13 protein-coding genes are annotated in these 15,685 nt (G+C 64.2%); 8 read left to right on the top strand and 5 right to left on the bottom strand.

Going from position 1 to position 15,685, the window contains the following annotated elements; all coding sequences use genetic code 11:
* Positions 1-118 precede the first annotated feature (118 nt).
* Together L0U82_RS10850 and cysS are read right to left on the bottom strand one after the other, a co-directional pair.
* Positions 119-1,258: a DNA-3-methyladenine glycosylase family protein gene (locus tag L0U82_RS10850; protein WP_233830735.1), complete on the bottom strand. Its 1,140-nt coding sequence runs from the start codon at positions 1,256-1,258 to the stop codon at positions 119-121.
* A 47-nt stretch (positions 1,259-1,305) separates the two neighbouring features.
* Positions 1,306-2,703, bottom strand: coding sequence for a cysteine--tRNA ligase (gene cysS, locus L0U82_RS10855; RefSeq protein ID WP_233830738.1), 1,398 nt, complete (start codon positions 2,701-2,703; stop codon positions 1,306-1,308).
* 250 nt (positions 2,704-2,953) lie between these two features.
* On the opposite strand from cysS, the gene L0U82_RS10860 reads away from it, so the two are divergent.
* The 4 genes from L0U82_RS10860 (at position 2,954) to L0U82_RS10875 (ending at position 5,863) form a co-directional block, all read left to right on the top strand.
* Positions 2,954-3,751: a tetratricopeptide repeat protein gene (locus tag L0U82_RS10860; RefSeq protein ID WP_233830741.1), complete on the top strand. Its 798-nt coding sequence runs from the start codon at positions 2,954-2,956 to the stop codon at positions 3,749-3,751.
* Between the two features lie 42 nt (positions 3,752-3,793).
* Positions 3,794-4,372, top strand: a complete 579-nt coding sequence (locus tag L0U82_RS10865) for a peptidylprolyl isomerase (RefSeq protein WP_233830744.1) — start codon at positions 3,794-3,796, stop codon at positions 4,370-4,372.
* Positions 4,373-4,525: 153 nt separating this feature from the next.
* On the top strand, positions 4,526-5,017 hold the full coding sequence (locus L0U82_RS10870) for a peptidylprolyl isomerase (RefSeq protein WP_233830747.1): 492 nt from the start codon (positions 4,526-4,528) through the stop codon (positions 5,015-5,017).
* 48 nt (positions 5,018-5,065) lie between these two features.
* On the top strand, positions 5,066-5,863 hold the full coding sequence (locus tag L0U82_RS10875) for a UDP-2,3-diacylglucosamine diphosphatase (protein ID WP_233830750.1): 798 nt from the start codon (positions 5,066-5,068) through the stop codon (positions 5,861-5,863).
* Between the two features lie 249 nt (positions 5,864-6,112).
* Here L0U82_RS10875 and cysE read toward each other — a convergent pair whose 3' ends face one another.
* Positions 6,113-6,943, bottom strand: a complete 831-nt coding sequence (cysE, locus tag L0U82_RS10880; protein ID WP_233830753.1) for a serine O-acetyltransferase — start codon at positions 6,941-6,943, stop codon at positions 6,113-6,115.
* 294 nt (positions 6,944-7,237) lie between these two features.
* Complete coding sequence (locus L0U82_RS10885; RefSeq protein WP_233830756.1) at positions 7,238-8,071, bottom strand: RNA methyltransferase; 834 nt, start codon at positions 8,069-8,071, stop codon at positions 7,238-7,240.
* 388 nt (positions 8,072-8,459) lie between these two features.
* On the opposite strand from L0U82_RS10885, the gene L0U82_RS10890 reads away from it, so the two are divergent.
* The 4 genes from L0U82_RS10890 (at position 8,460) to L0U82_RS10905 (ending at position 15,151) form a co-directional block, all read left to right on the top strand.
* The gene (locus tag L0U82_RS10890; protein ID WP_233830759.1) at positions 8,460-9,263 is read left to right on the top strand and encodes an inositol monophosphatase family protein; all 804 of its coding nucleotides are present in this window, start codon (positions 8,460-8,462) and stop codon (positions 9,261-9,263) included.
* A 246-nt stretch (positions 9,264-9,509) separates the two neighbouring features.
* Positions 9,510-10,808: a lysophospholipid transporter LplT gene (gene lplT, locus L0U82_RS10895; RefSeq protein WP_233830762.1), complete on the top strand. Its 1,299-nt coding sequence runs from the start codon at positions 9,510-9,512 to the stop codon at positions 10,806-10,808.
* A 241-nt stretch (positions 10,809-11,049) separates the two neighbouring features.
* Positions 11,050-13,740 carry a DNA mismatch repair protein MutS gene (gene mutS, locus L0U82_RS10900; protein WP_233830765.1) on the top strand — a complete coding sequence of 897 codons (2,691 nt, stop codon included), beginning with the start codon at positions 11,050-11,052 and terminating at the stop codon, positions 13,738-13,740.
* Positions 13,706-15,151 (top strand): hypothetical protein, encoded by a 1,446-nt coding sequence (locus tag L0U82_RS10905; protein WP_442793611.1) that lies wholly within the window; start codon positions 13,706-13,708, stop codon positions 15,149-15,151. The genes mutS and L0U82_RS10905 overlap by 35 nt, the downstream gene beginning before the upstream one ends.
* Here L0U82_RS10905 and L0U82_RS10910 read toward each other — a convergent pair.
* Positions 15,131-15,673: an FKBP-type peptidyl-prolyl cis-trans isomerase gene (locus tag L0U82_RS10910; RefSeq protein ID WP_233830770.1), complete on the bottom strand. Its 543-nt coding sequence runs from the start codon at positions 15,671-15,673 to the stop codon at positions 15,131-15,133. The two genes, L0U82_RS10905 and L0U82_RS10910, sit on opposite strands and share 21 nt — an antisense overlap.
* Between the last annotated feature and the right edge of the window lie 12 nt (positions 15,674-15,685).

Here is a 15,685-nt window from a genome sequence, read left to right on the forward strand (position 1 = left end):
CCTTGGACTTACCGGGCAGCGCGTATTCTAACCGCGCGCGCCGATGTCAAAACCTTTTCTCAACTATCGACATCATATACACGATAGTTTCCGAAACGGCTGCGTTTCCTGTTGTTCTTTAACTGTCGGCCGGCAGTGGATCGAGACTACGCCACATGTACCAGGTCGCCACGGTGCGCCACGGTTCCCAGTTCGCCGCGACCTCGCGCGCTTCGCTGCGCGTAACGGGCTCGCCGCTGAAATAGTTGACGCTGATCGCGCGGATCAGACCGAGATCGTCGAGCGGCAGCACGTCGGGACGCGACAGATTGAAGATCAGGAACATCTCCGCGGTCCAACGGCCGATGCCGCGAATCTGCGTGAGTTCGGCGATCACCGCCTCATCGTCCATCGACGTCCATTTGCCGACGTGCAGTGCGCCCGACACGAAATGCCGCGCGAGATCGAGCACATACTCGGCCTTGCGTTTGGACAGACCGCAGGCAGTCAGCTTCTCGAGACCGAGCTTGATGAACTGTTGCGGCACGAGCTTCGGACACGCGGCTTCGACGCGCCCCCACACCGCCTGCGCGGCGGCGACCGAAATCTGCTGCCCGACCACCGAGCGCGCGAGCGTGACGAACGGATCGCCGCGGCTCAGCAGATGCACGGGGCCGAATTTCGGAATCAGCTTTTTGAGAATGCGGTCACGTTTGACGAGATCCGCGCAGGCCTTGTCCCAATACGCGGGGCGCGTGACTTCAGGTGCGAGGCCGCCGATCTGCACCGGCACTGCGACTTCGCTCGCGAGCGCACTCGCGCCGGCTGCTTCGCCGTTCGCACTGGCCGCGCTCGCCGATGCAGCCGATACCCGGGTCTTGCGCACGACCTCACCCGCGTGGGTGTCGCGCGCGAGTTCCTGCACGTCGCCGGCGAGTTCGGCCGCGAGCTTGGCCGCACTTTTGACCGGCGCGGCGCCATTGCCTTTCACCCGCGTTGCACCGTTGCTCTTCGCGCGTTTCGCGGCCGGCGCATGCGCGCCTTCGACACCCGCGCCGCCCGAACCGTTGAGCAAACGTTTGACCGGGTTCTTGTTTGGTGCGGCGGTTGCGGCACCGGCTTTCGCCGCCGCCCCACCCGTTTTCGACGACGTTTTTTCTACCGCGCCGCCGCCCGCGCGAGTCGACGCGCGCGTCGACTTGGCGGCTGCCGACGCCGCGGCTGCCGCCCTGGTTTGAGACGCCGCGCGTTTAGCCGGCGTCTTCGTGGCCGTTGCCATCCTGCCTCCTGCCTGGCGAGTCGATCAGAGGGAAGTACGAGGTGCGCTCACACGCGCCGCCACTCGGTCAACCCGCCGGGTTTGTCTTCAAGGGCAACACCGGCATCGAGCAATTCGGCCCTGATCCGGTCTGCTGCCGCATAGTCCTTTGCCTGCTTGGCGGCGACGCGCGCGGCGATCTTTGCTTCGATCTCCGCGGGCTCGAGCGCGCCTTCAGCCGCTGCACCCGCTGCCTGCTGCAGGTAGGCACGCGGTTCGCGTCCGAGCAGCCCGAGCACCGCGCCCAACGCGCGCAACTGCCGGGCGAGCGCGGGCTCGCGCGTGCGATTCACTTCAGTGGCCAGTTCGAACAGCACCGACACCGCCACCGGCGTGTTGAAGTCGTCGTTCATCGCCGCCCGGAAACGCTGCGCATGCGCTTCGTTCCAGTCGAGCGCGGCGTTATCGGGCGTCACGTCTTTCAACGCGGTGTACAGCCGGCCCAACGCATTGCGCGCATCGTCGATATGCACATCGCTGTAGTTCAACGGCGAGCGGTAGTGCGCACGTGCAATGAAAAAACGCACGACCTCTGCATCGTACTGCGCAAGCACTTCGCGAATCGTAAAAAAATTGTTCAACGACTTCGACATCTTCTCATTGTCGATCTGTACGTAGCCGTTGTGCATCCAGTAATTGACGAAAGTTTGTCCGGTCGCGGCCTCGCTTTGCGCGATCTCGTTTTCGTGATGCGGAAACTGCAGATCCTGGCCGCCGCCGTGAATGTCGAACTGTTCGCCGAGCAGCGTGCAGCCCATCGCCGAGCACTCGATGTGCCAGCCGGGACGACCGCATCCATACTTCGAATCCCAGCCGGTGTCGGCGGGCTCGTCGGGTTTCGACTGTTTCCACAGCACGAAGTCGAGCGGGTCCTGCTTCGCGTCATTGGCCGCGACGCGTTCGCCCGCGCGCAGATCTTCGAGCGACTTGCCCGACAGCTTGCCGTAGCCCGCGAATTTGCGTACCGCGTAGTTGACGTCGCCGTCGCTCGCCTGATACGCGTAGCCGTTTTTCTCGAGTGCCTCGATCATGCCGAGCATCTGCGGAATGAAGTCGGTCGCGCGCGGTTCGATGTCGGGACGCTCGATGCCGAGCGCGTCCGCGTCTTCATGCAGCGCGGCGATGAAGCGATCGGTCAGCGACTTGATGGTTTCCCCGTTCTCGACCGCGCGGCGAATGATCTTGTCGTCGATGTCGGTGATGTTGCGCACGTAGGTCACGTCGTAGCCGAGCGTGCGCAGCCAGCGCTGCACGATGTCGAACACCACCATGACCCGCGCATGACCGACGTGACAATAGTCGTACACGGTCATCCCGCAGACATACATCCGCACGACGCCTTCCCGAAGCGGCACGAAAGTTTGCTTGTCACGCGCGAGCGTGTTGTAGATGCGCAGAGAATCCATAGAGAACGGTGCGTGGGCCGAAAGAAATCCGCTTTGTGCTTCATGCGCGCCGCGGCCCGCGAGACGAACAGCACTGCGGGTGCGCCGCATACAGCTGAAACCGGTGCACCTCGTGCGACGATCAGACTGCAGGCGATACTGCGAACCGGGCGGAGACGGCCACGAGTGGCGAAAAGACAGTCGGCGGTTCGACGGAACGCGCAGACCTTTTGTTAGAATGGCTCGGAGTATAACACCCAGACCTGAGCCTATGAAACACTCCAGCGGCCGCGCGCGCAGCGCTGCGACCCTCGCCGCGACTGCGTTTGGCGGCATTGCCAGTGGCGCTGCATTCAAAGCGGCGCGCACCCTCGCGTGGCGCGTTACCGTGGTTGCCGCGCTGGCCGTCGTGCCGGTCGCCAGCGCGTATGCGCAGAAGGCCGCGGTCATGCCGCAAGGCCCCGCGGTGCGCGACAACACGCCGGAAATCGACGCGTCGATCGAGCAGAAAAACTGGCAAACCGCGCTGACTCAGCTCGACGCGCGCATCGCGTCGAATCCGCACGACGCGCAGGCGAAATTCAAACGCGGCACGGTGCTTGCGCACCTCGGCCGCGACGACGAAGCGATCGCCGCCTTCATCGAACTCACGCAGCTCTATCCCGAACTGCCGGAACCGTACAACAATCTCGCGTCGCTGTACGCGAAGCATGGCCGCCTGAGCGACGCACGCGCCGCGCTGGAAACCGCCACCCAGGTCAATCCGAACTACGGTCTCGCGTACGAGAACCTGGGCGACCTCTATCTGCGCATGGCCGATGCTTCCTATCGCCGCGCGCAGGCGCTCGGCAAGGCGAGCGCGACGACCTCGCAGCGTCTCGCGGACATCCAGAAAATCGTCTCGCCCGCGCCTGGTCACGCACCGTCGCCCGCCCCCGCGCAGCCGGCCGCGACGCAACCGGACGACTTTGCCGCGCACGCCACGAACATGATGCAGACGCCGAGCTTCCAGTTCGGCGGCGCGAACGGTTCGCTCGCGATGCCGCCATATGTCGCGCCGTCGCGCTAGTACCTGCTTCACTGCTCGCTTTTTTCAAACCCGAGGATCTTCATGAAATGGTTGATGTTGGCGCTCGGCAGCGCCGCCCTGATCGCAACCGCCCCTGCCTTTGCGCAGGCCGGCTCCGAGGCTCATCCGTCCGTGCTGCTCAAGACGTCGGAAGGTGACATCCGCGTCGAGCTGTATCCCGAGAAGGCACCGAAGACGGTCGCGAATTTCCTCGACTACGTGAAGGCCGGCCAGTACAGCGGCACGATTTTTCATCGCGTGATTCCGGGCTTCATGATTCAGGGCGGCGGCTATACGCAAAGCTTCGCCGAGAAGCCGACGCGCGCGCCGATTCCGCTTGAAAGCCGTAACGGTCTGAAGAACACCGCGGGTACGATCGCGATGGCGCGCACCAGCGATCCGAATTCGGCCACCGCGCAGTTCTTCATCAACACGGTCGACAACGCCAACCTCGATTACCCGAATCCGGACGGCAACGGCTATGCGGTGTTCGGCAAGGTCACGAGCGGTATGGATGTCGTCAAGCGCATCGAGGCGACCCCGACCACCAGCCGCGGCCCGATGAGCGACGTGCCGCAAAAGCCGATCGTGATCCAGTCGGCGACCGTGGTCGGCAAGTAATAACGAGACTCGCGAGCAAGCGCGCACATGCGCCCCGCCCGCGCGACGAGCGCAGCGGCGCGAGCGCGCAACCCACGCCCCGGCGTGGCCTGCCGTTAATTCATAGCGGCGTGCCGCGCCTTTTATCCACCCTGTTCATCAAAGGAATTCATCATGGTTGAACTGCATACGAACCACGGCATCATCAAACTCGAACTGGACGCCGACAAGGCGCCGAAGTCGGTCGAGAACTTCCTCAACTACGTGAAGGCCGGCCACTACGACAACACGGTGTTTCACCGCGTAATCGACGGCTTCATGATCCAGGGCGGCGGCTTCGAACCCGGCATGAAGCAGAAGCCGACGGCCGAGGCGATCACCAACGAGGCGAACAACGGTCTGAAGAACGAAAACGGCTCGATCGCGATGGCACGCACGAACGACCCGCATTCGGCGACTGCGCAATTCTTCATCAACGTGAACGACAACGACTTCCTGAACCACTCGTCGCCGACGCCGCAAGGCTGGGGCTACGCGGTGTTCGGCAAGGTCGTCGAAGGCATGGATGTGGTCGAGAAGATCAAGAAGGTGAAGACCGGCTCGAAGGGCTTTCACCAGGACGTGCCGGTCGACGACGTCGTGATCGAAAAGGCCGTCGTCGTCTAAGCGATCGCACTCGCACCGACCCGTTCGAACCGAAATCAGGCACCTTCAATGCTGCAAGAAACGCCGCTGCGAAGCGTCGCCGCGGGCGTGCCAGGCGAGGGCCAACGCCCGCACGCCGCACGCCCGTTTTTCTTTCTCTCCGATCTGCACTTGAGCGAGGCGATTCCGCGTACGGTCGCCGCGTTCGAGCATTTCGTCCGCGTCACCGCCGAAGCGGCGGACTCGGTGTTCATCCTCGGCGATCTGTTCGAGTACTGGGTCGGCGACGACATGCTCGCCGAGCCGTTCGTGGCGCGCATCGCGGCATTGCTGCATACACTGTCCGAGCGCGGCATCGCGCTCTACATCATGCACGGCAATCGCGACTTTCTGCTCGGCAAGCGTTTCATGAAAGCGGCCGGCGCGATCTGGCTGCCCGACCCATTCGCGATCACCGCGTTCGGCACGCGCATTGCGCTCGCGCACGGCGATGCGCTGTGTACCGCCGATCGCGGCTATCAACTGTTCAGGCATGTCGCGCGCAACCATTTCGCGCAGATGCTGTTTCTCGCCTGGCCGTTCCGCTGGCGCCGCAAGCTCGCCGAGAACATGCGCTCGAAAAGCGAGCATGGCCGGATGCGGCCGATGTCGATGAAATACGACGTAACGCCGAACGGGGTCGCCGCGCTGTTCAAGACATCAAAAGCGGCAACGATCATTCACGGGCATACGCATCTGCCCGCGCGGCATCGCGAGCCGGGTGGCACGCGTTGGGTGCTACCGGATTGGGATCTCGACCACGGCACACGTCGCGGCGGATATCTGCGACTCGATGCGGAAGGGATTCGGGCGTTGCCGTTGGATTGAGGTGGCGGGATTGCGTGGTGCTCAGTCGCCGTCGCAGTCGTAGCGCCCGTGAACGCCGCTGCTTCGGTACTTCTTTGATTCTGTGCTGATTTGCGTACTGGTTATCCGCGCTTAAGAGCGCGTTGAACGCCGCATGCGCGCCGGGCGTTGCTGCCTGCATGCCAGCGGTTCGCCCAACGTGGGCTATGGCGCTTTCGCGATCAGTACAATCACACGATGCCGGTTGACAGCACGGACCGCACGACGCACCTAGCGCTCCGCCGCCCCCTCTACCTTGCCCGCGATCGCCGCGGACAAACGCCGCAGATCGAGCAACGCGGCATCCGCGCCCTGCAGCCCTTCGAGGCTCGTACCGAGCCGCTCGAGCGCATCGACGATTTCGTCGATGCGCCGCGATTGCGTGGCCGCGTGATCGATCAGGCCATGGATCGCGAGCGACACCGGATCGTCCGCGTTAGGCGTGATGCCGTACGCGCAGAACGCGCTGGTTTCCGTGCCGCGTTTCGACTCGCGCACGGTGCGACTCGAATCCGCACTGACGCTGGCCGTGGCCGCCGAAGCCGCCGCCGGCACGATTATCCGCGCCGGATTGCCGACCGCCGTGCCGCGCGCGGGCACCGGCTTGGTCACGACGGCGTTCGAACCGATCTTCGCGTCGGCGCCGACCGTGAAGCCGCCGAGCACCTTCGCGCCCGCGCCGACGATCACGCCGCGCTCGAGCGTCGGATGCCGTTTCGCGCCGCGCGTGAGCGACGTGCCGCCGAGCGTCACGCCCTGGTAAATCGTGCAGTCGTCGCCGATCTGTGCGGTCTCGCCGATCACGACGCCCATGCCATGATCGATAAACACACGTCGCCCGACCGTCGCCCCCGGATGGATCTCGATACCGGTCATGAAGCGCGCGAACTGCGACACGAAACGCGCCAGCCAGCGGCGTCTGGCCCGCCAGCAGGCATGCGCGAACCGGTGTAGCACGAGCGCGTGCAGGCCCGGGTAGCACGTGAGCACTTCCCATGCGCTGCGGGCGGCGGGATCGCGCTCGCGGATCGTGGCGATATCTTCGCGAAGTCTCGTGAACATGGCAGGGACTGTGTTGTGGGAGGAAAGACGTCCGCGCGCTTTTATGTTGCGTGGCGTCGCGCTTTCGCGTGCGATCGTGCACACCAAATGCATGTCGCGCCACGCATGACGGCAAACCCGACGCTTATCACGGTGGCAGCTTTGCTTCGAACGTCTGGTGGATTGTAGGGCGATTGCGAGAAACCTGCCGGAAGCCCACGCTGACCGCAAGGTCGTCGTCAGAATCAGGCCTGCGCTTGCCGTGGCAAGGCCCGTCGGCACGGTCCACTCCGGCGTGCCGTGCGGGCGGCGTCGTCAGTCGGTGCGTTTCGTCTTCAACAGAATGTGCTTGGCAATGCCGCGCACGATGTTGACCTCCTCACGCTCGAGCCCAGAGCGCGCGAAGAGCCGCCGCAGCCGTGACATCAGCTTTTTCGGATTGGCCGGGTCGAGAAATTCGAGCGCGACGAGCGCGCTTTCCAGATGCGTGAACATGCTTTCGATCTCGTCGCTCGCCGCCATCCGCGCGCGTACGCCGGATGCATCGGTCTGCTCCGCGCCTGTGCCAATGGCGGCGGGTGTGCCGCCGGCCGGTTCATCGACGGCGAGATACGCGGTGCGCAATTCGTATGCGAGCACCTGCACCGCCTGCGCGAGGTTGAGCGAGCTGTACGCGGGATTGGCCGGGATATGCGCGAGCGCGCTGCATCGCTCGACGTCTTCGTTCGATAGCCCGGTGCGCTCGTTGCCGAACACCAGGGCAATCTCGCCGTGTACCGCCTGCTCGTGCGCGATCGCGGCCGCCGCGCGCGGCGTGCGTTGCGGCGGACCGTATTCGCGCAGCCGCGCGGTCAGCGCGATCGACCAGTGCACACCGGCGAGCGCGTCGGCAAGCGTCGGCACCACGTGCACGGAGGCGAGCACGTCGTCGGCGCCGCTCGCCATCGCGATCGCTTCCGGATCGTTCTGCACGTTCGGCACACGCGGCGACACCAGCACAAGCCGCGAGAAACCCATGGTTTTCAGCGCGCGCGCCGCGGCACCGACGTTGCCCGGATGACTGGGTTCGACGAGCACGAAGCGCGTCGACGTAAAGCCGCCGCGCACATCGGCCACGGCGGGATCGGAGGAATGGTGGGGATGATCCACGATGAAACTCGGCTGGCCAGGATGGAATGAAAGCTGAATGAATACAAACTGAAGACGCGTATGGTAGCGCCAACCGCCGGCGACGCGGAATCACCCGCACGCGCGAGCAGGCCGGGAATCGGGTAAAACCCGACCAAAACTCAGGTAAAATATCGCCTTTCGCGTCCGGTACCGGCGTTTGTGGCACTTGCCCTTCGCTCCCGCCGAACCGGCCGCAACGTTCTTGTTCAATTCGACTCCGTAGACGGAATGCAATGCGCGACATGCGCACCGGTTTGCCCGGCCACGCGTTCCGTGCTGTTTCCGCGCCTTTGCGGCGCCCGTCAGCGCGGGTTTCGCGCTCATTTACCGGCAAGCAGCCGTGCTGCCCCGGCACAAGGATCAGTTTATGCATCCCATGCTCAATATCGCTGTGAAGGCCGCGCGCCGCGCAGCCCAGATCATCAACCGCGCATCGCTCGATCTGGATCTCGTCCAGATCAGCAAGAAACAGCACAACGATTTCGTTACGGAAGTCGACAAAGCGTCTGAAGCGGCGATCATCGAAACGCTGAAGACCGCCTACCCCGATCATGCAATCCTCGCCGAAGAGTCGGGCAAGTCGGATAACGACTCCGAATACCAGTGGATCATCGATCCGCTCGACGGCACCACCAACTTCATCCACGGCTTTCCGTATTACTGCGTGTCGATCGCGCTCGCACACAAGGGCATCGTTACGCAAGCCGTCGTCTACGATCCGAATCGCAACGATCTGTTTACCGCTTCGCGCGGCCGCGGCGCGTTCGTCAATGATCGCCGCATCCGCGTCGCCAAGCGCGACCGCCTTGCCGACTGTCTGATCGGCACCGGTTTTCCGTTCCGCGAGCAGGATAGCCTCGAATCGTACGGCCGCCAGTTCGCCGAAATGACCACGGCTTGCGCTGGTCTGCGACGTCCGGGCGCCGCCGCGCTCGATCTGGCGAACGTCGCCGCCGGCCGCATGGACGGCTTCTTCGAGCAAGGCCTCAATGCATGGGATGTGGCGGCGGGCAGCCTGCTGATCACCGAAGCGGGCGGCCTCGTCGGCAACTACACTGGCGATTCGGATTTCCTGCACGTCGGCGAAATCGTCGCGGGTAACCCGAAGGTCTACGCGCAGATGATCCCGGTCCTGTCGCGCTACAGCCGTACGCGTCAGCAGTCGGCCTGACGCGCGCCGCCGCGGCCGGACCGCGGGAGACGCGAATCGTTGTGAAAAAAAGCGGCTTCGGCCGCTTTTTTGTTGCCGACGCTGCAACGCATGGATGATCGTGCTACAAAGCGGAAAACCGCGAGGCGGGCTGATGGACGCCGTGAACCAAAGCTGCGCCTCGTGCCACCGCCAGGACCGTTCCCTGCGCCATGCATCGCTGACTCCACCTCGCTTCCGAGCCGCGCCCAGTCTCTCATCCGCTTCATGAAAAAAGGCTTCTACACGATCATCGCCGCGCAGTTCATTTCGTCGCTCGCGGACAATGCGCTGTTGATCGCCGCCATCGCGCTGCTCTCCGTGCTTCGTTCGGCCGCCTGGGTCACGCCGCTGCTGCAGATCTTCTTCACGATTTCGTACGTGCTGCTCGCCCCGTTCGTCGGTGCGTTCGCCGATGCGATGCAAAAGCGTCACGTGATGTTCATCTCCAACGCGCTGAAAGCGAGCGGCTGCCTGATGATGATCGCGGGCGTTCATCCGATGATTGCATATGGCGTGGTCGGCTTTGGCGCGGCCGCGTATTCGCCTGCCAAGTACGGCATTCTCACCGAGCTGCTGCCCGCCGAAAAACTCGTGAAAGCGAACGCGTGGCTCGAATCGGCGACGGTGCTCTCGACGATCGTCGGCACGATGCTCGGCGGCGCGCTGATCAGCGCGGTCGCAGAGCGCTTCGTCGCGCACGCGCATCTGCCGCTGCTGCGCTCCGCCGCCGATCTCGCGATGTTCGCGGTGATGCTGACCTACGCGATCGCCGCCGCGGTCAACATCTTCATTCCCGATACCGGCGCGCGCTACCCGAACCGTCTGACGGAGCCGAAGAAGCTGATCGGCGATTTCCATCACTGCTTCCATGTGCTATGGGCCGACAAGCTCGCGCAGATCGCGCTGTGGGTGACGACGCTGATGTGGGGCGCCGCGGTGACGATGCAGTTGCTGGTGCTCAAATGGGCGAACGTGAACCTCGGGCTGTCGTTGTCGAAGGCGGCGGTGATGCAGGGCGTAACCGGCGTCGGCATCGCGATCGGCGCAGCCGCCGCGGCCGCGCTGATCCCACTGCGCAAATCGCTGCGGGTGCTGCCGATCGGTGTGCTGACCGGCGCGGTGGCGATCGCGATGGCGTTCTACAACAAGGACCTGTTCCCTGTGGGCGCGGGCCTGCGCGTCGGCTCGCACGTCGCGCCCTTCTATATCCTGCTCGCCTATCCGCTGATGATCCTGCTCGGCGCGCTGTCGGGCTTTTTCATCGTGCCGATGAACGCGGTTCTCCAGCATCGCGGTGCAACGCTGCTGTCGGCCGGTCATTCGATTGCCGTGCAGAACTTCAATCAGAATCTCGCCGTGCTGCTGATGCTCGGCGTGTACGCGCTGCTGCTCACCGCGAAAATGCCGGCGCAATGGATCATCGTCGTGTTCGGCAGTTTCATCACGCTGCTGATGTGGCTCGCGAAACGGCGTAGTGCCGCGAACGAGCGCGCGGTGGACATGCGTGCGATGGTTGGGGAATGAAGGCATAGCAGTCCTGCGGCAATGGTTCCATCAATGAGCCGATTGAGTCAGTCGAGCGGATCGACGTGGGCGTCACGAGCGCGGCGGCGCTATGCGCTCTGTTGCCACTGGTTCGATGATGCATGTCGTCATGCTGGCATGGAAAATCCGCTTCGGGCATCGGCCATTCGGCCAGGGTCCGCTTGCCGCGCCGGCGGGTTAAACTCACGCCCTGAGCATCTACCGCAAGAAGACACCAAGGATGGGCATTCAAACCGCAGCGGCCAACGACGTCGCACAACACACTCCAATGATGCAGCAGTACCTTCGCATCAAAGCGGAGCATCCGGGCACGCTGGTGTTCTACCGGATGGGCGACTTCTACGAACTCTTTTTCGATGACGCGGAAAAAGCCGCGCGTCTGCTCGATCTGACGCTGACGCAGCGCGGTGCCTCGGCGGGCAATCCGATCAAGATGGCGGGCGTGCCGCATCACGCGGTCGAGCAATACCTGGCCAAGCTCGTGAAGCTCGGCGAATCGGTTGCGATCTGTGAACAGATTGGCGACCCGGCCACCTCGAAAGGTCCGGTCGAGCGCAAGGTCGTGCGCGTGGTCACGCCGGGCACACTGACGGACGCCGCCCTGCTATCCGACAAGAGCGACGTCTACCTGCTGTCGATGTGCGTCGCGCACAACCGTCGCGGCGTCGCCACGAGCGTCGGCCTCGCGTGGCTCAATCTCGCAAGCGGCGCGCTGCGGCTCGCCGAAGTCGCGCCCGATCAGGTCGCTGCCGCGCTCGAGCGCATCCGTCCCGCCGAAATTCTCGTCGCCGACACCACCGCCGATTCAACAAGCTGGACCCCGCCCGCCATCGCGGGTGCGCTTACGCGCGTGCCGGCCTGGCATTTCGATATCACATCAGGCATGAAGCGTCTGTGCGATCAACTCGAAGTGGCAAGCCTCGATGGCTTCGGCGCGCATTCGCTCGGTTGCGCGTGCGGCGCTGCCGGCGCATTGCTGCTCTATGCGGCGTCCACGCAAGGCCAGCAGCTGCGTCACGTGCGCAGCCTGAAGGTCGAATACGAATCCGAATATATCGGCCTCGATCCGGCCACGCGCCGCAATCTCGAACTGACAGAAACGCTGCGCGGCACCGAAGCGCCGACGCTGTGCTCGCTACTCGACACCTGCTGCACGACGATGGGCAGCCGCCTGCTGCGTCACTGGCTGCATCATCCACCGCGCGATTCGGCGATTGCGCAGGCGCGCCAGCAAGCCATCGGCGCGCTGCTCGACGCGCCGCCCGGCACCGACCTCGACACGTTGCGCAGCGCGCTGCGGCAAATTTCCGACATCGAACGGATCACCGGCCGGCTCGCGCTGCTGTCGGCGCGGCCGCGCGATCTGTCGAGCCTGCGCGATACGTTCATCGCGCTGCCCGCGTTGCGCGCGCAGCTTGCGGCCATTGCGCCGAACGCCGATTCGATCGCGCGCATCGACGCGGCGCTCGAACCGCCGCACGCGTGTGTCGAACTGCTGCGCCACGCGGTCGCGCAGGAACCCGCGGCGATGGTGCGCGACGGCGGCGTGATCGCGCGCGGCTATGACGCGGAGCTCGACGAGCTGCGCGACATTTCGGAAAACTGCGGCCAGTTCCTGATCGATCTCGAAACGCGCGAACGCGCGCGTACCGGCATCGGTAATCTGCGCGTCGAGTACAACAAGGTGCATGGCTTCTATATCGAAGTCACGCGCGGCCAGACCGACAAGGTTCCGGACGACTATCGCCGCCGTCAAACGTTGAAGAACGCCGAGCGCTACATCACGCCCGAGCTGAAAACATTCGAAGACAAGGCGCTGTCCGCGCAGGAGCGGGCACTCGCACGCGAACGCGCGCTCTATGACGCGTTGCTGCAATCGCTGCTGCCGTTCATTCCGGATTGTCAGCGCGTCGCGTCGGCGCTCGCCGAGCTCGATCTGCTGGCCGCTTTCGGCGAACGCGCCCGCGCGCTCGACTGGGTTGCGCCAACGTTCTCGCCAGACGCCGGGATCAACATCGAACAGGGCCGCCATCCGGTTGTCGAGGCGCAGGTCGAGCAATTCATCGCCAACGACTGCCTGCTGGACACTGAGCGCAAGCTGCTGCTGATCACCGGTCCGAACATGGGCGGTAAGTCGACCTTCATGCGTCAGACCGCGCTGATCGCGCTGCTCGCGTACGTGGGCAGCTACGTGCCCGCGCGGCGCGCGGCCTTTGGACCGGTCGACCGCATCTTTACCCGCATCGGCGCGGCCGACGATCTTGCCGGCGGCCGCTCGACCTTCATGGTCGAGATGACCGAAGCCGCCGCGATCCTCAACGACGCGACGCCGCAAAGCCTTGTGCTAATGGACGAGATCGGCCGCGGTACGTCAACGTTCGACGGCCTCGCACTCGCATGGGCGATTGCGCGCCATCTGCTCGCGCACAATGGCTGTTACACGCTGTTTGCAACGCACTACTTCGAGCTGACGCAACTGCCCGCGGAATTTCCGCATGCAGCCAACGTGCATCTGTCGGCGGTCGAACATGGCCATGGCATCGTGTTCCTGCACGCGGTCAACGACGGGCCGGCCAATCAGAGCTATGGATTGCAGGTCGCGCAACTCGCCGGCGTGCCGAATGCGGTGATCCGCGCGGCGCGCAAGCATCTCGCGCATCTGGAGCAGCAGTCAGCCGCTCAGCCCGCACCGCAACTGGATCTGTTTGCCGCACCGCCAGCGATGCTCGTCGAAGATGCCTCGGACGAGCACGACTACGACGCCGGCGAAGTCACGCCCGCGTCGCCCGCAATGCAGATGCTCGTCGAGCGTTTGCGCGGTATCGATCCGAACGATCTGCGTCCGCGCGAAGCGCTCGACCTGCTGTACGAATTGCATGAACTGGCCGTCGCGCCGGATGCGGACCACTGACACAGCGACGTACCCGCGGCGCCCGCGCGGGTTTCGCGCGGCGCTGTGGCGCGCGCTCTCTCTGACAGGCAGTATCGTGTCAGTCACGGTGCTGTGCATAGGGACGGTGCCGGCGCACGCCGAAGCCTCGCGCTTCGCGTTCGCGGTCATCTCCGACACGATGCGCGGCCCCGGTGACGAAGCGTCCACACAACGGCTGCTCGACGCGATCGGCCGCGAGCGCGATGTGCGCTTTATCGTCTACGACGGCAATCTGAAAGGACCGAAGGAAGCCTGTCGCGACGCGCTCTACGAGCGTCGCCAGGCGCTGCTCGAAAGCGCGCGGCCCGCCCTCTTCTTCATTCCCGGTCAGCATGATTGGGTCGATTGCGGCACGTCTGACGCCGGCGGCTTCGATCCGATCGAGCGGCTCGATCTGTTGAGGCAAACGCTGTTCTCAGACCCGACGTCGATGGGTCAAAACCCGATCGCGTTGACGCGCGAAAGCGAGGTGTCTCGCTTTCGCCCGTACCGCGAGAACATGCGCTGGGTAGTGAGCGACAAGGCCGGTGACATCGTGTTCGTCGGCTTGAACGCGCCGAGCCCGAACAATCACTATCTGACCGCGGGCGGACGCAATGGCGAATTCGAGGATCGCGTCATCGCCAACGCGTTCTGGCTCGAGCATGCAGGTGAATACGCGAAACGCCGCGACGCCCGCGCAATCGTCATCCTCATCCAGGGCGACTTCGATCCGGAGCGTTATGAACGGCCTGACCGGTTCGCCTGGCTGCGTTTCGCGCACAGCCCGCGACGCGATGGCTTTCTGGAATTCAAGCGCAGCCTCGTCAAGCTCGCGCAGATTTTCCACGGGCCGATCGTCGTGGTTCATTCCGACGACGAGCGCCCCGCCGGCGGCTTCATCATCGATCAGCCGCTACGCAATGACAAAGGCATGGTCGTGACGAATTTCACGCGCATCGGGCTCGCGCCGCGCGATCGTCTTAACCAGTGGATTGAGATTGAAGCGGATTTCGCCAGGAAGCCGCCATTCCGCGTAAGCGTGCACGACGTGCCGAAACAGATGCCGTTGCCGACTACGCCGCCGGTCCTGCCATCCGGATCGCCGCGCGACGAGTCCGCTGCGTCGATGCCGGCCGCGCCGGATATGCCGAATGTGGAAGGGTTCGGGCCGGCATCGGAATTGCCGCCGCTGTTGCAAACACCTGGAGAATCGCCGCAGGACCAGTTGCCACGCATCCCGTCCGACCAGGGCGGTGGCGGCTACGGGCCGGCGATTTCGATGCCGCCAGGCTCGATACTGCCGGCCTCGCCGGCATTGCCTGCGTCGGCACCGCCAGTCCCCACGACGGCGCCGCGCACGCCGGGCGCGCCCGGCAAGCAGGCAAGTTCAGTGCAGGGTGGGTTTTGAGTTGTCTTCTTCGTCTTCGTCCTCGTCGTCGTCGAGGACCTCAAGGCCATCCGCGCCGTGCGCGTGCTCGTGTTCGATTTCGTCTTCAGTAGCCGGACGCACGTCTTTCACCGTCAACGCAAAACGCAGCGCCATGCCGGCGAGCGGATGATTGCCGTCGAGCACGACTTTGTCTTCCGCGACGTCGGTCACCACATAAACCAGCGCGTCGATTTCCTCGTCGCCATCTTCGGGCGTACCTTCGAACTGCATGCCGACTTCAAGCGGTTCCGGAAAACGATCGCGCGGCTCGATCTTCACGAGTTCGGGATCGTACTCGCCGAACGCGTCCTGCGGCTCAAGCTGGATCTGGGTCTCGAAGCCCGTCTCATGGCCGTCGAGCTCTTCCTCGATCTTGGGGAACGTGCCATCATAGCCGCCGTGCAGATAGACCATCGGCTCGTCGCTTTCCTCAATCAGATTGCCCTGCGCATCCGACAGCTTGTAAGCGACCGACACGACGGTGTTCTTTGCGATTTTCATTCGATTCTCCAG

The organism is Paraburkholderia sp. ZP32-5 (assembly GCF_021390495.1).
Lineage (GTDB): Bacteria > Pseudomonadota > Gammaproteobacteria > Burkholderiales > Burkholderiaceae > Paraburkholderia.